Origin of the sequence: Nocardioides sp. Root151, assembly GCF_001427925.1 — a bacterium.
In the GTDB taxonomy this organism is placed as follows: domain Bacteria; phylum Actinomycetota; class Actinomycetes; order Propionibacteriales; family Nocardioidaceae; genus Nocardioides.
Map to the genome: position 1 here is coordinate 1243617 of NZ_LMGG01000004.1, position 21514 is coordinate 1265130.

Sequence of the window (21514 nt, forward strand, 5' to 3'; positions counted from 1 at the left end):
CCCGTCAGCCCGGCAGTGCGATCAGCAGCTCGACGACCAGCAGCGCGGCCGTGACCGCGGCCAGCACGGCGAGGAGCCCGCCGTGCGCGATCATCCGGTCGTACGCCGGCTCGTCCGCATGCGCCACGGCCGAGGTGTGCCGCCATTCGCGCACGACGGCGAAGCCGACGACCAGCCCACCGGCCAGCGCCACCGTTGCGCCCGACCACAGGCCGTCGTACGACGCATGGACGGTGACGAAGATGCCGGCCACGGCGACGCTGAGGCCGGTGCGTGACCAGGCGAGCTGGGTGCGCTCCTGCTGGAGGCCGGAGTCGCGGGTCACCCGGTGAGCTCCGCGAACACCGAGCCCACCCCGACCAGAACCGCGACGATGCCGACCCCGAGCAGCAGCACGAGGTGGGCCCGACCGCCGGGCAACGGGGCGCGCAGCCGCAGGGCGCGTTCGACGCTGGCCCAGCCCAGCCAGGCGAAGAGCACGCAGGCCAGCCCGGTGAGAGCGAGGATCGCCGCGGCCATTCCGGAGAGCCACTGCGGCCAGTCGAGGTCGATCGCGTTGATCGCACCAGCTCCGGCCAGCAGCGCGAGCGCCGTCCGGATCCAGGCCAGGAAGGTGCGTTCGTTGGCCAGGGTGAACCGCGGGTCCGGCTCGTCGCCGACACCGAAGACGCGGGAGGGGAAGCGGGCCATCAGGAGTTGCTGAAGATCGCCGAGCCGTCGGCATCGGGCCCGCGCTGTGCCCAGGTCCAGGCGTAGGCGTCGTCCTCGACGGCGACCCCACCCTCACCGAGCTCGAGCGGGGCGAAGGTGTCGACCATGACCGCGGACTCGTCGAAGAACTCCGCACCGAGGGAGGCCTCGATCGCCGAGGGCTGCGGACCGTGGGCGTAGCCGCCCGGGTGCAGCGAAATCGATCCCACGTTGATGCCGGAGCCCTTGCGGGCCTCGTAGTCACCGCCGACGTAGAACATGACCTCGTCGGAATCCACGTTGGAATGGTAGTACGGCACCGGCACCGACAGCTCGTGGTAGTCGACCTTGCGCGGCAGGAAGTTGCAGATCACGAAGTTGTGCCCCTCGAAGACCTGGTGCACCGGCGGCGGCTGGTGGATCTTGCCGGTGATCGGCATGAAGTCGTCGATGTTGAACGTGTAGGGGTAGAGGCAGCCGTCCCAGCCGACCACGTCGAACGGGTGCGTGGCATAGCGCATGCGGGTGCCGACCACCCGGCCACCGACACGGTGCTTCACGAGCACGTCCACGTCGGTCGCCTCGACCGGCTCCTGCAGCATCTCGGGGCCGTGCAGGTCGCGCTCGCAGTACGGCGCGTGCTCGAGCAGCTGGCCGAACCGGGACAGGTAGCGCTTGGGCGGGTGGATGTGGCTGTTCGCCTCGATCGCGTAGAGCCGGCTGCTCTGGTTGGGCACCCACCGGTGCGTGGTCGCCCGCGGGATGACGACGTAGTCGCCCGATCGGTAGCGCAGGCTCCCGAAGACGGTCTCGACGACGCCCCCGCCCGACTCGACGTAGACGCACTCGTCGCCGATTGCGTTGCGGTAGTACGGCGACGCATCCTCTCCGGTGACCACGTAGGAGATGCGGACGTCACTGTTGCCCAGCACCAGGCGTCGCCCGGTCACCGCGTCGCCGTTCTCACCGGCCACGAACAGCGTGTGCAGGCGCAGGTGCCGTGCCTTGAGCGGGTGGTTCGGTGTGGTGGTCAGGTCGGGCAGCTCCCAGACCTGCGAGTCGACGAGCGCCGACGGGACGCCGCGGTGGTAGAGCAGCGACGAGTCGGAGCTGAAGCCCTCCTCCCCCATCAGCTCTTCGTAGAAGAGGTTCCCGGCGGCATCGCGATGCTGGGTGTGCCGCTTCGACGGGATCTCGCCGAGTCTCCGGTAGTAGGCCATACTGAACTCCGAATGGTCGATATTCGGACGTTTGCGTCCGAAAATGAATCTTCCTCCGACACGCTGCGACCTGTCAACGCTGGCGCACGGCGCTGTCGGGAAAACGTCGTCGCAGACCCTCAGGTCTCGTCGTTGAGCCGCAGGGTCTGCAGCCGACGCCCGGCGTACACCGTCGCGGCGACGGTGACGACCACGAGCAGGGTCAGGCCGGTGCCGAGGCCGACGGCAGCGTCGACGCCCAGCCGGGACGCGTCGTCGCCGAGAAGGCGCTCCACCACCGCGAGGGACCACTGCTGGATGCTCAGCGCCTGCGCGCCGGGCACCAACCCACCGACCAGTGACTCCCAGATCAAGGCGTAGATGAGGCCGAGCACGACCGCGTTCCGGCTGGCCACCGCGAGCAGCAGGAACACCGCCGCATAGGCGACACCCGCGGCGAGCGCGCCCACGGTGAAGGCCACTGTGACCGCGCCGACCTCACCGGTCAGGACGACCCCGGCCACCGCCACCGGCAGCACGCCGAAGCCGACCACCACTCCGACGGCCACGACCAGCTTGGTCACGATGATCGAGTAGCGGTTCAGCGGCTTGGCCAGGAGGTAGACGATCGAGCCCTCGTCGATCTCGGGGCCGATCGCGCCGGTGCCGGCGATCAGGCCGAGCAGCGGCATCAGGATGGCGATCCCGAACGCGGCCAGCAGGTCCGGCGCCAGGCGTCCGGAGAGCTCATGCTCGATGCCGGAGTCGATCCCGCCCAGCACACGCGCGAAGATGCACAGCGCCAGGAGCGCCAGCGGCAGCAGGGCGAGCACGAGGGTCCGCTTGCGGCCGAGCAGGCTTCGCCGGGTCAGGGAGGCGACGGTGCCGTTGAAGGCGAGCCCGCTCATCGCGACACCAGGTAGGAGAAGACGCTCTCCAGGGACTCGTCGGCCGGGTGCACCTCGAGCAGCCGGATGCCGTGGCGAGAGGCGAGCCGCGGCAGCGCGTGCACGAAGGCCGAGTAGTCGGTGGCCTGCACCTGTACGGCGCTGCCGCCGTCCGGGTCGACGGACAGCTCGACCCCCGACGTGCACGGTTCGGCGATCATCACCGACGCCAGGGCGCGGTCGTCGCTGGAGCGGATCGTGTATTGATGCGGCCGCTGGGTCATCAACCGCCTGATCTCGCGGAAGTCGCCCGACGCGGCATGCCTCCCCGAGACCATCACCTCGATGCGGGCCGCGATCTGCTCGACCTCCTCGAGGATGTGCGAGCTGAAGAGGATGGTGCGGCCCTGGTCGCCCAGCTCGTGCAGCAGCTCCATCAGGTGCATGCGCTGGCGCGGGTCCATGCCGTTGAACGGCTCGTCGAGCAGCAGCACCGTGGGCTCGTGCACGATCGCGGTCGCCATCTTGATCCGCTGCTTCATGCCCTTGGAGTAGGTGCGGATGTCGCGGTCCTGTGCGTCGGCCATCTCCACGGTCGCGATCGCCTGCCGCGCGGCGGACTCGGGGTCGGGCAGCTGGTGCAGCTTGGCGTTGGCCAGCACGAAGTTCCAGCCGCTCACTGCGTCGTACATCTCCTCGCGCTCGGGCACGAGGCCGACCTCGCGGTAGATCTCCGGGTCACGGTAGAGCGGGCGCCCGTCGAGGGTGACCGTGCCGGCCGAGGGCGCCAGGAAGCCGGCCATCATGTTGATCAGCGTCGACTTGCCTGCCCCGTTGGGGCCCAGCAGTCCGGTGACGCCGGTGTCGAGCCGCATCGTGACGTCGTTGACCGCGACCACGTTGCCGAACCAGCGGGAGACCTTGTCGAGCTCGACGACACTCACGACCCAACCCCTCTCATGACAGGGCCTTCCGGTAGCGGGCCAGCAGCACGACGTAGCAGACCACGACCAAGAGCACGGCGACCGCGGTGAAGACCAGCGCACCGACGGCGCCGGGCGGGCCCTCCCCGAACGACGAGTCCGCACCGAAGACGCCCGCGGTCACGCCGTCGACCAGCGGGTACGGCGACAGCAGCCCGGCGTACCCGGTGAACGTGTCGTTGCCCAGCTCGCCCGCCAGGGCACGGACGGTGGCCTGGATGCCGGACAGGACCAGGAGTACGCCGACCACCGCGGCGACCCCGACCCCGCGTCGTGGCGTCAGCGCGGCGATCACGAGGCCGATGCCGGCCAGCACGAACGCGAAGACCAGCACGCCGACCATCGCCCGCAGGTAGTCGGGCAGCTGCTCGTCGAGGGGCAGCTTGGAGAGCAACGCACCGGCCAGCAGCAACGTGAGGGGCAGGCCCATCAGCACGACCAGCGCGGCGACCATGCCGGCGTACTTCGCCTGGACGTACTGGCTGCGGCTCAGCGGGCGCGAGAAGTAGAGCGGCGCCACCCGGAACCGCAGGTCGCGCGACATCACCACCGGCGACTGGGCGCCGAGGAACACCGTGACGACGACCTGCAGCGTGACGACGTACTCGGTGTAGCCGAGCGGCAGGGTGTCGAAGCCGATGTAGCTGGTCACCACCGTGACCACCAGCGCCGGCAGCACCATCACGGCAAGCAGCAGCAGCGGCATCACCTTCGAGCGCGCGGACCGGCCCAGGCCGAAGGCGCCGCGCAGGGTCTCGAGGAAGAGCGCGCGACGGATGTACGCCGGGCCGAGCCGCGGGCCGTCGTAGTGCCGGTAGCCGATGTCGTGGATCGCGCCGGCCGGGCCCCTCTGCTGGTCAGTCATCGCGCGGGCCGGGGCTCGAAAAGATCTCGGTCATGTGATGGCGCTGGCGCTCGAGCCGGACCAGGCCCAGGTCGAGCTCGGCCACGACGTCGCGCACCAGGTCGTAGGCGGTGTCGTCGCCGACGTCCACGGTGAGCAGCTTCCCGTCGACCCGGGCGGCCACTCCCGCGTCGGCCAGCCGGGCCTGCAGGGCGGTCGGCTCGCCGTCGACCTCGACGGTCACCATCGGTGTCTGGGCGGTGACCGACGCGGTGGTCGAGTGCCGCAGCAGGCGGCCGCCGTCGATCACGACCAGCCCGTCACAGACCCGTTCGAGCTCACCGAGCAGGTGGGAGGTGACGATCACGGAGATGCCGAACTCGGTGCCGATGCGCTGGATCAGCGCGAGCATGTCGTCGCGTCCGGCCGGGTCGAGGCCGTTGGTCGGTTCGTCGAGCAACACCAGACTCGGGTCGTGCACCAGTGCCTGTGCGAGCTTGACCCGCTGCCGCATGCCGGTGGAGTAGCCGCCCATCGGCCGGTAGCGCTCCTCGTATAGCCCGACGTGGCGCAGGATGTCGGCAGCCCTCTCACGCGCTGCCGTGGTGGGCAGGCCCGACATGCGGCCCATGTGCACGACGAACTCCGTGGCCGACACGTCGGGTGGCAGGCAGTCGTGCTCGGGCATGTAGCCGACCAGCTCGCGGATCGCGGGCCCGTCCGTCGTCACGTCGAGACCGAGCACGTGCGCCGAACCCTTGGTCGCTGGCAGCAGTCCGAGCAGGATCTTGAGCAGCGTGGACTTTCCGGCACCGTTGGCCCCGACCAGCCCGGTCACGCCGGTCGACACGTCGATGCTCAGGGCGCTGACCGCCGTGACCTGTCCGAACTGCATGGTCAGGTCGTGGGTCTGGATCAGCATCACGATGCCCCCTCCGGTCCCGGCTCGCGCCGCCCTTACACCTTAGGGGCCGGAGGAAATCAGGCCTCGCCAGTTCTGGGGAACTCTCGCCTTTCGACACCAGCTCGGTCAGGCCGCGGCGTGCTCGATGCTCTCCTCAGCCCGGCGGCTGGCGCCGGTGGGGATGGACAGGGCGATCAGCGCGGCCACGAGCGCCACACCGGCACCCATCAGCAACCCCACCCGGAGACCGTTCTCGGTGGGCAGCGACACGGGTCCGAAGTCCGTGCTCATCTGGGCGAGCACGACGCCGACGACGGCCGCGCTCACCGACGTACCGACCGAGCGCATCAGCGTGTTGAAGCTGTTCGCCGAGCCCGTCTCCGACAACGGGACCGAGCCCATGATCAGGGCGGGCATCGCGCCGTACGCCAGGCCGACGCCGGTGCTGCAGATGCAGACCGCGACCATCACGCCCCACGTCGACCCCATCAGGAGTACGGCGGAGAAGTAGCCGACCGAGACGATGAACGCACCCAGCGCGAGGGTCACCTTCGGACCGCGCAGGTGGGAGAGCTTGGCGCCCATCGGCGAGACCAGCATCATCACCAGTCCGCCGGGCATCATCCAGAGGCCCATCTCGAACATCGACTGGCCGAGGCCGTAGCCGGTCTCGGTCGGGATCTGCAGCAGCTGCGGCAGGATCAGCATCTGCGAGTACATCGCGAAGCCGATGACCAGCGACGCCGCGTTGGTGAGCAGCACGACCGGGCGCGCGGTGACCCGGAGGTCGACCAGCGGGTCGGTGGTGCGCAGCTCGAACCAGCCCCAGGCCAGGAAGGCCACCACCGAGACCACGAGCAGGCCGACGGTGAGGCCGCTGCCCCAGCCCCAGTCGGCGCCCTTCGAGACGCCGAGCAGCAGGCAGACCAGGCCGATGCCGAGCCCGACGGCGCCGACGTAGTCGAAGCGGGCACCGATCGCGGTGATCGGGGTGTGCGGCACGAGCGTGACGATCAGCACCGAGATCAGCGCGGCGAGGGCGGCCGAACCCCAGAAGAGGACCCGCCAGCTGGTGTGCTCCGCCACGCCGGCCGCGATCGGCAGGCCGAGGGCGCCACCGACACCGAGCGAGGCGCTCATCAGGGCGATCGCGGTGCCGAGGCGCTCGGGCGGCAGGACGTCGCGCATCGCGCTGATGCCGAGCGGGATCAACCCCATACCGGCCCCTTGCAGGCAGCGGCCGATGATCATCGGCGCCACCGAGGAGGCGAGCGCACACACGACCGAACCGACGATCAGGGCGAAGGAGCAGAGCAGCATCATCCGCCGCTTGCCGAAGAGGTCGCCCAGTCGGCCGCTGACCGGCGTCAGCACGGACGCGGTCAGCAGCGTCGCGGTGATCACCCAGGATGCGTTGGAAGCCGACGTGTCCAGCAACCTGGGCAGGTCGCCGATCAGGGGCACGACGAGGGTCTGCATGAGGGCGGCGGTGATGCCAGCCACCGACAGCACGAAGACGATGGCGCCGGAGTGGACCGGTGGTGTGGAGGTCTGCTCGTCGGCAGCAAGGGTCGTGGACATGACTTGTATCCTACACACGATGTGCATGATGCACATGTTGTGTGCGTTACACTTTTGACGGAGGCTCCGCTGCCCCTTGGGTGGACCGGACGTCTCGCAGGATCAGTTCCGGCAAGGAGGACACGTGGGCGACCGGCTCAAGGACATCGAGCGCGAGGCACTGCTGCTCGGGAGGTACCTCTCCCCCGTGCGTCACGACGAGACCGGCCGCAAGCGGCTCGACCGCAGCGCCTACACGTTGCTGACCCGGCTGCACGCCCAGGGGCCGATGTCGATCGGCCAGCTCACCGAGGCGTTCAGCCTCGACGCCTCCACCCTGAACCGGCAGACCGCCGCGATGATGCGCAACGGCCTCGTCGAGCGGATCCCCGACCCCGACGGCGGCCTGGCCCGCAAGTTCCTGGTCACCAAGGCGGGGCGCGACCAGCTCCTCGCCGACCGACGCGCCAACATCCGTGGCCTGCGCCGGGTGCTCGAGGACTGGCCGGAGGACGACGTCGCCACGTTGGCCGACCTGCTGCGCCGCTTCAACGGGGAGATCGAGGCGCGCGACGGTCGGCCCTGGCCGCGCCGCTGATCACTCCCCCTGTTGAATGGTCCGCATGGTCGAACTCGTCGCGGACTGCGGCAGCTGCGCGGGGCTGTGCTGCGTGGCCCTGCCATTCACCCGCTCGGCAGACTTCGCCTTCAGCAAGGAGGGCGGCGAGCCCTGCCGCAACCTCGACTCCGGCTTCGGCTGCTCGGTCCATGACCGGTTGCGGCCGCTGGGCATGGTCGGCTGCACGACGTACGACTGCTTCGGCGCGGGCCAGGCCGTCACCCAGCGCCTGTACGACGGGCAGACCTGGCGGTCCCACCCCGAGCAGTCCCGCGACATGTTCGAGGTCTTCGGCAGCATGCGCCGGCTGCACGAGATGTTGTTCTACCTCAGCGATGCGCTCGGCGCACTGTCCGACGACACCGCCACCACCGACCTGCGCGCACGACTGACCGCGATGGTGGCGACCACCGAGGCGCTCACCCACGGCACGCCGTACGACGTCCTCGGGGTGGACGTCGACGCGCACCGGCTCGAGGTCGCTCCCCTGCTCCGGGAGGCCAGCGACTCGGCCCGCGGGCAGCGTGCCCGGGGTGCCGACCACGCCAGGGTGCGTCGGGACGACCTGGCCGGTCAGGACCTGTCCGGCCTCGACCTCCGGGCCGCAGACCTGCGCGGCAAGCTGATGATCGGCGCCGACCTGCGCGGGTCCGACCTACGTGGAGCCGACCTGCTCGGCGCCGACCTGCGTGGCACCGACGTGGCCGGTGCCGACCTGAGAGACGCCCTGTTCCTCACGCAGATGCAGGTCAACGCCGCACGCGGCGACGCTGCCACGCGGTTCAGCGAAGCGCTCACCCGTCCGTCGCACTGGTCCTGACCGGGCTCTCAGGAACCTCTCAATTCGGCTCCGTACGGTGATCGTTCAATTGTCAATCACCTCGGAGGTAGACCGCATGAAGTTCCCACTCGGGACCCGTTCCACCACTCCCGGCCAGGACGCCGTCCTGCTGCTCGTGAGATTCGTCCTGGGGACGGTGATGGTCGCGCACGGCTGGCAGAAGCTCGACCAGCAAGGGCTCGCCGGCACGGCCGACGGCTTCGCGGCGATGGGGATTCCCTTCGCGAGTGCGGCGGCAGCCTTCGCCATCGCCCTCGAGATCGGCGGCGGTGTCCTGATTGCCCTGGGGGCACTCACCCCGGTGATCGGCGCGCTGTGGGCGCTTCACATGGCCGGCGCCTGGTGGTTCGTGCACCGGGACGCCTTCTTCGCGGCCGAGGGCGGCTACGAGCTGGTGCTGGTGCTCGGCGTGCTGGGGCTCCTGCTGGCCGGAATGGGAGCCGGACGCCTGTCGGTCGACGGCCTGCTCATGCGTCGACGGCCGGTCGACCGCCAGCCGGAGCTGCGCGCGAGCTAAGCCGTCACCGGTGCACCGTCGGCGGGTCACCGGGCCAGCAGCACCAGAGCTGCCAGCGCCACCAGCCAGCTCGCGAAGCTGCCGACCAGGAAGTACTCGGTGAGCTGGTGGATGCGCACCTGGTCCTTGCGGGAGGAGAGCTCGGGGAAGCGCAGCAGCCCCTTCGCGGCCACCACGATGCTGGCCGCGGTGACCTGCCCGGCCAGACCGAGGGAGAGGATGAACACCCGCTCCATCGGGCCGAGCAGGCGGCCACCCTTGAGCTGCACCTCCGGGTCGGACGCGGTGCCGTGCTTGGCCGGGTTGAGGGTGCCGGTCACCGCGAGGACGAGGCGGACCAGCACGTTGCCGGTGCTCAGCTGCACGCCCAGGGCGCCGAGCAGCAGCAGCGCCCGGTCGGCGTCCATGCCGGCCAGCAACGGCAGGCGTACGTCGTCCAGCCAGCGCTGCAGCAGCCCGCCGGCCTCACCGGCCAGGCTGGAGAAGAGGATCGCGGCGGCCAGCGCACCACCGAGCACGAGCAGCGGCACCGCTGGTCGGCCGCGACCGAAGCCGAGGGTGACCGTGCGGCCCCAGGCCAGCACGACTCCCGCGATGACCACCAGCGCGACCAGGTCGAGTGCTGAGGTGAGCCCGGCGACGAGTCCGAGCACGACCACGGCGAGGGCGCCGAGGCCTTCGGGCAGCCAGGCCCGCGGGCGGATCGAGAAGGACAGGTCCGCGAGCGCCACTCCGATGAGCAGCAGTCCCAACCAGCTCACTCGATTCCTCTCAACTGTTCGTCGATGGCCACCACCAGGGCGATGCCGTCGTGGCGCACCCGCTGGGAGACTGCCGAGGCGGAGACGCCCTCCGTCTCGGCGACCTCTCGTTGGGTCTGTCCGGACAGCAGACCACGCAGCACCGACAACGACCGGGCCGACATCGCACCGACCAGGCCGTCGCGCCCCAGCAGGGCTGCGTTGATCGCCGCCGCGTCAGGACGGGCGGCGTCGTCGGCCACCTCGAACGCCGTACGCACGCGACCCAGCGAGGCCCGGCCCGCGTCGGTCGACACCCGCACGATCGCCTTGCGTGCCGCCCACCAGCCCGGGCCGTCCTCGATCCGCGGGGACGTGCCGAGCACCGTGACCGCACCCCAGCCGAGTCCGTGGCGCACGTCGAGGTCGGGCAGCAGGGCCAGGCGCAGCCGCAGCGTGGCGGCGAGCGCGTCCCCCAGGCGGGCGAAGGTCGCCTGGTACTCGTCGCCGGCCGTGATCCACAGCGGCACGGCGGGCGTCAGCTCCGTGTTGACGTCGGCCAGGGCCTCCTCGAGCCGGGCGTGCACGACCGCCCGGTCGTCGGGGACCCGCGAACCGACCACGTCCCCGATCAGCGTGACGGTGGCGTCCTGCTTCATTCCGGCCATATGAAGAAGATACCTTCTTTTTCACGGAATGCAGCATATTGCTTCACTGTCGAGGGTAGGGCGCCCGGGACTCAGTTGAGGGTGCGCATCGTCGGCGGTACGCCGCCTCCGGCGTGGACCGCCTCGACCAGCTCCTGGAGAGCCGTCAACGCCACCCGCTGCGACATCGGGCCGTAGGACACCCGGGCCACGCCCAGCTGCTCGAGTCGCGCCAGCGCCGGACCGCCCGGGATGCCGATCAGGGTGAGGCGCTGCGGGCCGAACGCGTCGACCAGTGCCGAGACCTGCTCCTCGTCGAGCTTGCCGGGCACGAACACCACCGGCGCACCCGCGTCGAGGTAGGCGCGGCCCCGCTCGATCGCGTCGGCCAGCACCTCACCCTTGTCGCGGTCACCGGCCTTGACGAACGCGTCGGTGCGGGCATTGAGCACGAAGTCGACACCCTCGTCGGAGGCCACCTTCATGATCGCCTCGACGTTGGCCGCGGCCTCCGCCAACGGTCGCATCTGGTCCTCGATGTTGGCGCCCACGACACCGACGCCGATCGCCTTGCGGACCGTCTCCGCCGGGTCGCCGTAACCACCCTCGAGGTCGGCCGAGACCGGCAAGGACGTCGCCGCGACGATGCGGCGGCACTCCTCGACCATCTCGTCGATCGGAATGTTCTCACCGTCCTCGTAGCCGCGGGAGGCCGCGATCGAGTGGCTCGCGGTGGCGAGCGCGGTGGTGCCCTCCACGCCGGCGACGGCCTTCGCACTGATCACGTCCCAGACGTTCACGACGGTGAGCAGCTTGGTGTCCTGGTGGAGGCGCAGCAGCTCGGCGCCCCGGTCAATTGTGGTTTGGTCAGCCATGGCGCCGACGCTACTCCGACGCACCCAAGGTTGGCTCGCGGCTCAGTGGGTTCCACCACCTCCTGTCGCGGGCGTGCCGATCCGGAACGGCAACACCAGCACCGGGTTCTCGAACTCCGACAACCGCACGCTCACCTCGACCTTCCACTCCCCCGGCTTCGGCAGGGTGACGGTGCCTCTCCACCGGCCGCGGCCGTCCGGTGTCAGGTCGAGGGCCAGGTCCAGCCCGTCCGTCGTGGCGCGCACCCGCGGGTCGGCGTACGGCGTGACCGGTGTGCCGGCCTCGTCGAGGACCTCCAGCCGGAATCCGGTCGTGCCGGTGACCACGCTGTCCAGCGTCATCCGCAGCGTGTGCTCCGACGCCGACGCCTCGGCCACCGGACTGCCGCCCGGTTGACCGGTCGCCTCGGACGCCGCCGGGCCCGGCACGGCGAACGCGGCCGGCGTCGCCAGGGCCAGCACCAGTGCGGCGACGAGTGCGGGCCGCCGGTTCGGGCGGCGTACCGCCGAGACCGCACCGGCGGCCGCCACCACCGCCAGGGCCACCAGCAGTCCGCGCCAGGTCAGCCAGCCGTCGACCCAGTGCGTCCAGTCGCGCAGGCCGGCCCAACCGGCACCGTCACGCACGGCAGCGAGGGGTACGACGAGCACGGCGGCGGCCAGTGCGACCAGCCAGCAGGCCTCGAGCCACCGGCCGGCGCGACCCAGCAGGAGGAGCGCGACCAACCCGAGCACCGCGAGCGCACCGGCTGCGAGGGTCAGGCCGTGGGCGAACGACAGCCCGGTCGTCACCGGTGCGGCGAACGCGTCGTTCGCCGTGCTCCCCGGGGTCGGCGCGCCCACCGCGAAGGTGAGCGAGCCGTTGACCTCGTGGCCGTCGGCCGAGGTGACCGCCCAGGCCACCACCACCGTGCCTTCGGGAAGCTGACCGGTGGGAGTGATCTCGACGTCGCGGTCGACCGTGTCCACGTCGACCGCGACCTCCTCGCCGGTGCCGGTGAAGACGTGCGTCTCGGCGGCACGCGCCACCACGCGCTCGTTGAACTCGAGGGTGATCCTCGCGGGGGCCTGCGCCACGACCGCGCCGGACCCGGGCGTGCTGGCGACCAGCTGGGCATGGGCCGAGGCCGGCCCGGCCCCGAGCGCCACGGTGGCCAGCGCGAGCGCGGCGGTCAGCAGTAGCCGGACCACCCGGCCACGCCCCCCGCGGGAGGCGGGCGTGGACCGGTCGAGTCGTGCGTTCACGCCTTGCGGCTGCGGGACAGGGCGGTGCCACCGGCGAGCAGGCCGAGCAGCCCGACCACCAGTCCGGCGATGGCCAGTCGGCTGACCCCGTCGTCGGATTCCCGGTCCGACGCGTTGCCGGAGTCGGCGTGCGACTCCGCGTCGGTGATCACGACGTTGGGTGCCGGCGCCTCGAGCTCCTCGGCGTCCTGGCCGTCCGCGGGGACCTCGGTCCAGGCGGTCTCGCCCTTCACGCAGGTCTGGATGGTCGGGAAGTCCAGGGTCTCGCCTGCGGCGTCGGGCAGCTGCACCGAGACCTCGAAGGTGTCGCGCTGGCCGTCGGGCAGCGGCGTCTTGGCGGTGTAGACGATCTGGCCGACCCGCTCGGTGATCTCGTTGCCGTGCCCGTCCTTGATCGGGGCGTCCAGCTTCTCCATCACCTTCTCCACGTCGTAGAACGGCTGGCGGGTCGGGGTGGCGGCCACGATCTCCTCGGGCAGCTGGATCGCGACCTTCTTCGTCGGTGATCCGTCGCAGCCGTGCGGAACGCTGAAGGTGAGCACCGTGTAGGCGCCGGCGGCAGTCTCCGAGGCGGTGACGCTGACGTGCGCCGAGGCCGCGCCGGCCCCGAGCAGGAGGGTCGCCCCCACGGCGGGCAGCAGGGCGAGTCGGGCAATCGTGCGTGAGAGTTTCATGTTCTTCCTATCGGGGAGTTGAAGAGGGGGTGGGGATGGGCGCTGTGTCGAAGAAGCGGGACAGCGCGGGCACCCGGCGTACGAGCAGGTGGTCGAAGGCGAGCACCACCAGCAGGGACAGGCCGAACAGCGGCAGCAACAGGCCGAGTACGACGACCGCGACCAGCAGGAACGGCGAGGCCCGTAGTGGCATCCGGCCGCGCGGGGCTCCGACCGATCCGCCCGGACGACGTCGCCACCACATCAGGGGTCCGGTGATGCAGGACGCGATGATCGCCAGGCACATCAGGGCCGAGCCCCAGAACGACCAGAGGCCAAGGCTGCGGCCCTCGTGCAGGCCGATGCCCTGGGCGACGACCTTGGCCAGCGCCGGGTAGTCGTCGTAGCCGTAGGTCGACTCGACCTCTCCCCCGAAGCGCCCGACGTGCACGGTCCTCTCGTCCGACGGGGCGTCGAAGGCGTAGCCGATCACCGAGTAGACACCGTCCTCGGAGGCAGGGAGCGCCACGGTCATGGGGTGCCGCAGACCCTGCTCCGAGGCGATCTCGACGGCGGTGTCGAGGTTGGCCCGGCTCGAGCCCTCGTGGCCACTCGACCTCGGGACCTCGGTCTTGCCGCTGCCCCACGGCACCTCCTGCGCGTGCGAGTGCGGCAGCGACTCGTCGAGCGTCGAGGTGGGGTCCGAGACCGCGCCGGGGTCGGTGCTCCACATGGAGGTGCCCCGGTCGGTGGCCAGCTCCTGCACCTTGGCGCCGAAGATGCCGGTCCAGGGCAGCCCGGAGGCCAGCAGGAGCAGCAGTCCCACCCCGGCGACCAGGCCGATCCGGCCGTGCCGGGAGCGCAACGAGCGGGGTCGTCGGCGCCGCGCGGCCCGGCCCTTCCAGTAGAGGTAGTAGCCGGTCAGGGCCATCACGAACGCCCAGCTCGCGGCGAGCTCGATCAGGTGGTCGCCCCACTTGCCGACCATCAGGTCACGGTGGATGCGGACGGCGTAGCCGCTCAGGGTGGTGTCGGGGTTGATCGCGCCGAGCACCTCGGCACCCCATGGGTTCACGTAGACGTCGCGCGCCTCGCCGGAGCCGGTGACGATGGAGAACCGCGTGCTCCGGCCCTCGTCGTCGGGCTCGGTCATCGAGATGATCGTGGCGTCCGGGTAGGCGCGTTCGACGGCCGCCTCCTGGGCGGAGTACGGCTGGGTGAAGTCCATGTCGGCCGGCTGCTCGACCAACATCACGTCGGCGTGCAGCAGCGGTTCGAGCTGGAAGCGGAACAGGTAGATCAGGCCGGTGCTGGCCAGCACCAGCAGGATCGGCGCGACCAGGAGGCTGGCGTAGAGGTGCCACCTCCAGAACGCCCGGAACCATCCGGGCGAGGCAGCGCGCGCGGGTCGCCCCCGTGGGGGGTCGCCGTCGGGGCGCGCTGCAGGTGGATCGATCTGCAGGGTCATGTCTCTCCTCAGGGACACGTGCGTACGCCGCCGCGGCACCGGGTCGTCGTACGACGACATGGCGGTGCACGGGCGCGCGGGTGCGCAGGAAAGGCGCATCCGTCGGGATGCGCAGGGTCAGGTCAGGCCGGGAGGAGAGCCGGCGGACCGCGGCGTACGACGCTGCGCGCCAGCGTCGTCAGGTGAGGAGGAGCCGACCGCTCGAACGCGGCCGGAGCGGCAGCGAGCGGTGCCGGCAGGGCCAGCCCGGCCAGCAGCCGGCGCAGGGACGGTACGACGACCGCCGCGGCAAGGGCGAGAAGGGTCCAGATCGCACGTTCACCGACGGCCAGCCACAGGCCGACGAGGGCCGCGGCGCACAGGTGGAGCACCATCATCGGGGCGTGCGCGCCGGTCATGTCGGCGATCAGGTGGTGCAGGGCGTGGGGCAGGGCGAAGTCGGACTGCACCTGCGGGCGAGCGGCGGCGTACTGCTCCATCGGCGACCCGGAGCCGACCAGCGACTCGGGCCGGGCCGGCGCGACCGGGGCCGTGCCGACGGTGTGCGCAGCATCGCCGGCGTGACCGGAGGTCATCGTCAGCATCGCGTGCACGACGGTCTGGCCGCCGACGGTCAGCGCGACGATGCGCAGCGTGGTGGCGGGTCGACGCAGGAACCAACCGAGCCCCACGGCTGCCAAGAGATAGAACGCGACCAGGGTCGGCACCGAGGGCAGCAGGCCGTTCGCAGCCACGTGCGCCACGACGCCGGTGCTGAGGGCGACGAAGGCCAGCACGGCGCCACGCACCCGCCGCAGCAGCGGCCCCGCGGTCCCGTTCACGTCGCGTATCCTCCCACAGCCCGAAAGTCCCTGACGTGTCCGTGGGTGTCAGCAGGTGGGCGGCGAGGCGAGGTCACGGTCGACCGACTTGAGCAGGAAGACCCGCACGTGGCAGTCGTCGTAGACCAGGTCGTAGCGGTCGAGGATCACACCCCCGATGCGTTCGGCGGGGTCCAGGCCCCAGGCGTGCAACGGGAAGACCTGCATCAGCCAGGTCGGCGGGTCGTCGCCCTGCAGCACCCCGATCAGCTCGTCGAGGTCGGGGTCGAGCACCCGGATCGGCAGGCTCCACAGGTGTTCGTACGGCGAGCGCAGCCCGCTGGCACGTTGGGCATCTGCGCGACCGTAGAGCGTCGTCGCGGTGTCGCCAGGCTCGGCCGAAGCCGCCACGAACTCGCCGAGCACGGTCAGCCGCGGCGTGCCGTAGTCGGCCATCTCCTTGGCCTCGGTCGGCGTCACCCAGAGCGCCGAGCCGATCACGTAGACGACCACCGGGAGCACCAGCCAGCGCCTGCGCGCGAGCGGCATCGTCAACCCGACCGCCAGCGCGAGACCGGGCGCGAGGCCGAGCAGGTAGTGCGTCCAGAAGTTGCCGCCGACCAGGATCCCGACAGCCTCCACCGCGATCATCGCGGCGACCGCCCACCCGAGCGCACTGCCCCGGAACCGACCGACCAGCGCCACGACGACGAGCACGATCAGCATCGGGATGATGCCGGAGAGCCAGGCGTCCTCCACGATCGCCGCGGTGCGGTTCTCGATGCCGGTGCGGTAGCCCGCCCGGATCAGCGACGACGCGTCACCGCGGAAGCTGATCGCGGCCACCCACAGCCCGTTCACGCCCGTGGGGGCGCTGAACGCCCAGCCGACCATCATCCCCACGCCGCCCGCGATCCCGGCCAGGCCGGCCAGCAGTCGGCGTGCGACGTCGGGCCAGGTGCGTTCCTTGCGGAGACCGGCGACGACCAGCACCACGAACGCGAAGACGAGGCCCTCGGCGAAGTTCTGCTTGACCGCAATCGCGAGCAGGCCGACCAGCCCGGCGGCGGCCGACCAGGCCAGCCCCCGACCGCCCTCGTGGCGTGCGGCGATCGCCGCGCAGAGCACGCAGCCCATCACGAACGGGATCGCGAACGCCTCGCCGTTGGCGACCGGGGCCCCGACGGCGGGCGTGATCGAGAACGCCGCGGCGACCAGGGCGGCCCAGCCTGCGGCACCGCCGAGTCGGCGTACGGCGCAATAGGTGAGCACCACGAAAGCCAGGAAGAACGCGGCCACCATCCAGCGGATCGCCTCCACCGTCCCGATCGCGGCCGCCACCATGAACAGCCAGATCAGCATCGGTGGCCGGTCGACCCAGTAGTGACCGTAGAGGCCGTCACCGCCGCGGTGCAGCAGGTCGTCGGCGACGAGGTAGAAGCCGGACTCGTCGGGGGTGATCGGCCAGTCCCACAACACGATGCGGCCCGCGACGACCACCAGCAGGGCAAGCCACAGCGGCCAGTGGCGGCGCAGCGCACCCACACTCGATGTCAACACGTGTCCCCCGTCTTGGTCCCGGCGCAGGCCTCGTCAGCGGTGAGGTCAGCCCCAGAAGATCCGCTCGACCACACTCCGTGCACGGCGTGTGGTGCGCAGGTAGTCGTTCACCATGGCGTCGGATTCACCCGCAGAGTAGCCGAGGACCGAAGCCACCGCCGCACGCTCCCGCGGGTCGCGCGGGATCTGGTCGGAGGCCTTGCCCCGCACCAGGGTGACCGCGTTGCGCATCGAGCTGACCAGGCGCCAGGCCGCGTTGAGCGCCTCGGAGTCGTCGGCGTCGAGGAGCTCAGCCTCGGTGGCGGCCCGCAACGCGTCCAGGGTGCGCGGGGTCTGCAGGCCCTCGTGCCGTCCGGCATGCAGCATCTGCAGCAGCTGGACGGTCCACTCGATGTCGGCCAGTCCCCCGCGGCCCAGCTTGAGGTGGGTGTTCGGGTCGGCCCCGCGGGGAAGTCGTTCGTCGTCGACGCGGGCCTTGATGCGGCGCACCTCGATGACGTCGTCCTCGGTGATCCCGTCGACCGGGAAGCGCAGGGGGTTGATCAGCTCGGTGAAGCGCCGACGCAGGTCCTCGTCGCCGACGACCGCGTCCGCACGCAGCAGGGCCTGGAACTCCCACACCCGCGACCACTTGGCGTAGTAGCCCCGGTAGGACTCCAGGGTGCGCACCAGCGGCCCCTGCTTGCCCTCGGGTCGCAGTCCGGCGTCGACCTCGAGCGGCGGGTCGGAGGCCGGTACGGCGAGCATGCGGGTCAGCTCGATGACCACCGCCTGGGCGTACGACGCCGCGACCTGGGGCTCGACGCCCGGCGCCGCCTCGTGCACGAACATGACGTCGGCGTCGCTGCCGTAGGACAGCTCGAAGCCGCCGTACCGCCCCATGCCGATGACCGCGATGGCGCTGGCCGGCGCGTCGAGGCCACGCTGCGCCACGACCGCGCGATGTGCTGCGGAGAGGGTCGCCTCGAGGGTGGCGTCGGTGAGGTTGGAGAGGCCCGCGCCGACCGCGACCACGTCGAGGTTGCCGACGAGCTCACCGGCGGCGATGCGCAGCAGCTCACGGCGCCGGATCGCCCGGATCGCCAACGCGGCCTGGTCGGGGCTGTCCTTGCGTCCGGCCGAGGCCAGCATCTCGGTGGTCAGCGCCTCGGCGCTGAGCGGGGTGAGGTCCGTGCCCAGCAGCTTGACGCCGGTGGGCTCGCGCTCGAGCAGGTCGGTGGCGAAGCGCGAGGTGGCCAGCAGCTGCGCCAGCCGCTGGGCGACCTCACCCTCGTCGCGCAGGGTGGCGAGGAACCAGTGCGTCGCGCCCAGGGTCTCGCTGATCCGCCGGAAGCCGAACAGCCCGGCGTCCGGGTCGGGGGCGTCGGCGAACCACTCGAGCATCGCCGGCAGCAGGGTGCGCTGGATCGCGGCCGTCCGGGAGACACCGTTGGTGAGGTACTCCAGGTGCCGCAGCGCAGCCTTCGGGTCGAGATATCCCAGTGCAGACAGGCGTTGCTCGGCCGCGTCGGCAGAGAGCCGGATCTCCTCGCCGGGGATCCGGGCCACCGCGCTGAGCAACGGCCTGTAGAAGAGCTTCTCGTGCAGGCGCCGCACCTCGCGGCGGTGGTGGCGCCACTCCTTGTCGAGCTCCACGACCGGGTCCCGCAGGTAGCCGATCGAACGTCCCAGCCGTCGCAGCGAGGGTTCGTCGTCGGGCAGCACGTGGGTACGCCGCAGCTGGTGCAGCTGGATGCGGTGCTCGAGCTTGCGCAGGAACGCATAGGCCTCGTGCATCGACTGGCCGTCCTCGCGCCCGACGTACCCGCCGCGGGTCAGCTGCGCCAGCGCGCTCAGCGTGGTCGGCGCGCGGACACCCTCGTTGGTGCGGCCGTGGACCATCTGCAGCAGCTGGACGGCGAACTCGACGTCGCGCAGCCCCCCGGAGCCGAGCTTGAGCTGGCGTTCGGCCTCGTGGCTCGGAATGTGGTCGAGCACCCGGCGACGCATCGACTGGACGTCCGTGACGAAGCCGTCTCGGCTGGCAGCGGACCACACCATCGGGGCGATCATCTGCATGTACTCGCGACCCAGCGCGAGGTCACCGGCGACCGGTCGCGCCTTGAGCAGGGCCTGGAACTCCCACGTCTTGGCCCAGCGCTCGTAGTAGCCGCGGTGGCTGGCCAGGGTGCGCACGAGCGGACCCGACTTGCCCTCGGGGCGCAGGTTCGCGTCGACCGGCCAGATGGTGCCCTCGGCGGTGTGGTCGGAGCAGACCTGGATCAGCTGGGCGGCGAGCTGGGTGGCCGCCCGGTTGGCCACTCCCTCGTCGGCTCCCTCGGCCGGCTCGAAGACGAAGATCACGTCGACGTCGGAGACGTAGTTGAGCTCGTGGCCCCCGCACTTGCCCATGGCGATGACCGAGAGCCGGGCGGTGGCCGCGGTCTCGCCGACCCGGGCGCGGGCGATGGACAGTCCGGCGTCGAGGGTGCCGGCGGCCAGGTCGGACAGCTCGGCGGCGATGTCGTCGACGCCGACGCCGTGGGCGAGGTCGCGGGCGGCCATCCGCAGCAGCACCCGGCGGTACTCCACCCGCAGTGCGTCGACCGCCTCGGTGTCGTCCATCGCCGAGACCGGTTCCGCGTCGGCAGGGTCGGCACCCACGGCGCGCAGCAGGGCCTCCCTCACGGCGTACGCCGCCGGGCGGGTGTTGCCCAGCGTCGGGTCGGTCAGCTCACGCCAGTGGTGGGGATGGGTCACCAGGTGGTCGGCCAGGGCGCTGCTCGCGCCGAGCACGCTGAGCAACCGCATCGCGGTTCCCTCGTCGTCGACCAGCTCCTCCAGGAAGTCCTGGCGGCTCTCGCCCGCGTCGCGCTCGACGGCGTCGGCCAGGTCGACCAGGGCGTCGAGTGCCGCGTCCGGATCAGCGGTGCGGTTCAGGATCGCCAGCAGCGGTGGGCCCTGCTCCCCCAGCTCGGCCAGTCGCGCCGCCGAGGTCTCCGGGTCGCTGAATCCCTGCCGGATCAGCTCGCCGCGTCCGACTGCCCGCGGCGTCATCCCGCCGACCCGTCGCCAGTTCTTGCCGACCCGTCGCCAGTTTGGCGTCGATCCATCCGCTCGCGCGCCAGCTGCGTGAAGTGCTCGGCCATCGGGCGCCAGGCCGCGTCCAGCTCGGCCCGGGCATCGGCGATGGAGCCGATCAGTGCCGTCTGGTCGAGGCCACGCGCCAGATGCGCCTCACGGTCGCCGTCCGCCCAGGCCGCCACGATCTGCTCGTCGGCCTCGGGGTGCAGTTGCACGCCCCAGACGGAGTCGGCGAACCGCACGACCTGCACCTCGTCGTCCGGGGTCGCCGCCAGCAGCACGGCGCCGTCGGGCAGCTCCGAGACGATGTCGTTGTTCCACTGGATGCCGCGCAGCCCGTGGGGTCGGCCGAAGACCCGGTCCTGCGCCGCGGCAGGCAGCCATCCGACCGGCAGCACGCCGACCTGCTGTCCCCGCGGGTTCACCTCGACGCCTCCGCCGAGGGCGACCGCGACCAGCTGATGGCCCAGGCAGATGCCGAGGGTCGGCACCCCCGTGTCGGCTGCGTCGCGCACCAGGTGCTTGAGCGGCGGGAGCCACCAGTACGCCGCATCGTCGTCGGCTCCCATCGTGCCGCCGAGCACCACGAGTGCGTCGTACGCCGCGAGGTCGGGCAGTGCGTCACCGACGTACGGGCGGCACACCTCGACCTCGGCGCCGGCCTCGCTCAGCCATGCGCCGAGGTGCCCGGGCGGACACATGGCCTCGTGCTCGATGGCGACAATGCATGGAGTGGTCATCGACGGCTCTCCCATGACTCGTGCAGCCCGGACAGCCCGGACAGATCCGTTGACGCAACCCGACGTGGCCACCTCCGCGCGAGCGTGCCGAGCACGGCCACTCCGCAGGTCCCGAACACGACCGCGAACGCGATCCCGATCGGCATGTAGTACATCTGTGACTCGTCCTCATGGAACGTGCCCACGACATCGAATTCCTGTGCCGACGTGACGATGGTGACCAGGAGGAAGACGCTGATGCCCACGCAGACCAGTCCGGTCACGGCCAGCAGACCGGCCGACACCAGGGATCGCAGGGGCCGCACGGGCGGGTCAGCAGCGCCGGACCGCAGCACCAACCAGCCGGCCACGACCACTTCGAGGATGCCCACGCTTAGGGGTAGCCACACGAAGCCCTTGCCATCGTCCTCCAGCAGCCTCCACACGGGTGCGGTGAGCAGGGTCGCGACTCCCGTGAGAAGTGCAGCGGTCGCGGCCACTCGCGAGCGGGCCTGCACAAGCAGCGTCGTGCCGGCCCCGAGAAGCACCAGAACCGTGGCACAGCCCAGCGCGATGGGCGTGATCCCCACAGCCACAGGCGCGTAACCATCGCCGTCGACGACGCGATCCTCGAGTGAATCCAGGAAGACCATCAGCCAGGTCGCACCGACTGCTGTCGTCGCGATCAACAACGGCGTGA

The 21514-nt window shown here is 71.1% G+C and carries 22 protein-coding genes; 3 read left to right on the forward strand and 19 right to left on the reverse strand.

Going from position 1 to position 21514, the window contains the following annotated elements:
* Positions 1-4: 4 nt before the first annotated feature.
* From ASD66_RS24775 to ASD66_RS14620, 8 genes are all read right to left on the reverse strand, one after another.
* A complete protein-coding gene (locus ASD66_RS24775) occupies positions 5-325 on the reverse strand; it encodes a DUF202 domain-containing protein (RefSeq protein WP_056891333.1) in 321 nt (106 codons plus the stop codon).
* Complete coding sequence (locus tag ASD66_RS14590) at positions 322-690, reverse strand: YidH family protein (RefSeq protein WP_056891334.1); 369 nt, start codon at positions 688-690, stop codon at positions 322-324. The genes ASD66_RS24775 and ASD66_RS14590 overlap by 4 nt, the downstream gene beginning before the upstream one ends.
* Positions 690-1910 (reverse strand): homogentisate 1,2-dioxygenase, encoded by a 1221-nt coding sequence (locus ASD66_RS14595; RefSeq protein ID WP_056891335.1) that lies wholly within the window; start codon positions 1908-1910, stop codon positions 690-692. The genes ASD66_RS14590 and ASD66_RS14595 overlap by 1 nt, the downstream gene beginning before the upstream one ends.
* Positions 1911-2029: 119 nt before the next feature.
* On the reverse strand, positions 2030-2797 hold the full coding sequence (locus ASD66_RS14600; protein ID WP_056891336.1) for an ABC transporter permease subunit: 768 nt from the start codon (positions 2795-2797) through the stop codon (positions 2030-2032).
* The gene (locus ASD66_RS14605; RefSeq protein WP_056891337.1) at positions 2794-3720 is read right to left on the reverse strand and encodes an ABC transporter ATP-binding protein; all 927 of its coding nucleotides are present in this window, start codon (positions 3718-3720) and stop codon (positions 2794-2796) included. The genes ASD66_RS14600 and ASD66_RS14605 overlap by 4 nt, the downstream gene beginning before the upstream one ends.
* Before the next feature lie 13 nt (positions 3721-3733).
* Positions 3734-4624 (reverse strand): hypothetical protein, encoded by an 891-nt coding sequence (locus ASD66_RS14610; RefSeq protein WP_056891338.1) that lies wholly within the window; start codon positions 4622-4624, stop codon positions 3734-3736.
* Positions 4617-5525, reverse strand: coding sequence for an ABC transporter ATP-binding protein (locus tag ASD66_RS14615; RefSeq protein WP_082564114.1), 909 nt, complete (start codon positions 5523-5525; stop codon positions 4617-4619). The genes ASD66_RS14610 and ASD66_RS14615 overlap by 8 nt, the downstream gene beginning before the upstream one ends.
* A gap of 108 nt (positions 5526-5633) precedes the next feature.
* Positions 5634-7088, reverse strand: coding sequence for an MFS transporter (locus tag ASD66_RS14620; protein WP_056687616.1), 1455 nt, complete (start codon positions 7086-7088; stop codon positions 5634-5636).
* A gap of 124 nt (positions 7089-7212) precedes the next feature.
* Between ASD66_RS14620 and ASD66_RS14625 the strand changes: the two genes are divergently transcribed.
* The 3 genes from ASD66_RS14625 (at position 7213) to ASD66_RS14635 (ending at position 9044) form a co-directional block, all read left to right on the forward strand.
* Positions 7213-7665, forward strand: coding sequence for a MarR family winged helix-turn-helix transcriptional regulator (locus ASD66_RS14625; protein ID WP_056891339.1), 453 nt, complete (start codon positions 7213-7215; stop codon positions 7663-7665).
* Between the two features lie 25 nt (positions 7666-7690).
* On the forward strand, positions 7691-8506 hold the full coding sequence (locus tag ASD66_RS14630; protein WP_235530100.1) for a pentapeptide repeat-containing protein: 816 nt from the start codon (positions 7691-7693) through the stop codon (positions 8504-8506).
* A gap of 76 nt (positions 8507-8582) precedes the next feature.
* Complete coding sequence (locus ASD66_RS14635) at positions 8583-9044, forward strand: DoxX family protein (RefSeq protein ID WP_056891341.1); 462 nt, start codon at positions 8583-8585, stop codon at positions 9042-9044.
* A 26-nt stretch (positions 9045-9070) separates the two neighbouring features.
* Here the strand turns inward: ASD66_RS14635 and ASD66_RS14640 are convergent, their stop codons facing one another.
* The 11 genes from ASD66_RS14640 to ASD66_RS14690 form a co-directional block, all read right to left on the reverse strand.
* Positions 9071-9805 (reverse strand): hypothetical protein, encoded by a 735-nt coding sequence (locus ASD66_RS14640; protein ID WP_056891342.1) that lies wholly within the window; start codon positions 9803-9805, stop codon positions 9071-9073.
* A complete protein-coding gene (locus tag ASD66_RS14645) occupies positions 9802-10452 on the reverse strand; it encodes a SatD family protein (protein ID WP_235530101.1) in 651 nt (216 codons plus the stop codon). Before ASD66_RS14645 ends, ASD66_RS14640 begins: the two co-directional genes overlap by 4 nt.
* 71 nt (positions 10453-10523) lie before the next feature.
* Complete coding sequence (locus ASD66_RS14650; protein ID WP_056891343.1) at positions 10524-11306, reverse strand: isocitrate lyase/PEP mutase family protein; 783 nt, start codon at positions 11304-11306, stop codon at positions 10524-10526.
* Between the two features lie 42 nt (positions 11307-11348).
* Positions 11349-12551: a FixH family protein gene (locus tag ASD66_RS14655; protein ID WP_082599506.1), complete on the reverse strand. Its 1203-nt coding sequence runs from the start codon at positions 12549-12551 to the stop codon at positions 11349-11351.
* Positions 12548-13225: a YcnI family protein gene (locus ASD66_RS14660; RefSeq protein WP_056891345.1), complete on the reverse strand. Its 678-nt coding sequence runs from the start codon at positions 13223-13225 to the stop codon at positions 12548-12550. The genes ASD66_RS14655 and ASD66_RS14660 overlap by 4 nt, the downstream gene beginning before the upstream one ends.
* Before the next feature lie 7 nt (positions 13226-13232).
* Positions 13233-14672: a PepSY-associated TM helix domain-containing protein gene (locus tag ASD66_RS14665; RefSeq protein ID WP_056891346.1), complete on the reverse strand. Its 1440-nt coding sequence runs from the start codon at positions 14670-14672 to the stop codon at positions 13233-13235.
* Positions 14673-14794: 122 nt separating this feature from the next.
* Positions 14795-15493: a hypothetical protein gene (locus ASD66_RS14670; RefSeq protein WP_056891347.1), complete on the reverse strand. Its 699-nt coding sequence runs from the start codon at positions 15491-15493 to the stop codon at positions 14795-14797.
* Positions 15494-15541: 48 nt separating this feature from the next.
* Positions 15542-17032 carry a hypothetical protein gene (locus ASD66_RS14675; protein ID WP_156388688.1) on the reverse strand — a complete coding sequence of 497 codons (1491 nt, stop codon included), beginning with the start codon at positions 17030-17032 and terminating at the stop codon, positions 15542-15544.
* 45 nt (positions 17033-17077) lie between these two features.
* Positions 17078-20068, reverse strand: a complete 2991-nt coding sequence (locus ASD66_RS14680; protein ID WP_056687640.1) for a bifunctional [glutamine synthetase] adenylyltransferase/[glutamine synthetase]-adenylyl-L-tyrosine phosphorylase — start codon at positions 20066-20068, stop codon at positions 17078-17080.
* A complete protein-coding gene (locus ASD66_RS14685; protein WP_162254280.1) occupies positions 20065-20835 on the reverse strand; it encodes a type 1 glutamine amidotransferase in 771 nt (256 codons plus the stop codon). The genes ASD66_RS14680 and ASD66_RS14685 overlap by 4 nt, the downstream gene beginning before the upstream one ends.
* The gene (locus ASD66_RS14690) at positions 20832-21506 is read right to left on the reverse strand and encodes a hypothetical protein (protein WP_156388689.1); all 675 of its coding nucleotides are present in this window, start codon (positions 21504-21506) and stop codon (positions 20832-20834) included. Before ASD66_RS14690 ends, ASD66_RS14685 begins: the two co-directional genes overlap by 4 nt.
* Positions 21507-21514 lie beyond the last annotated feature (8 nt).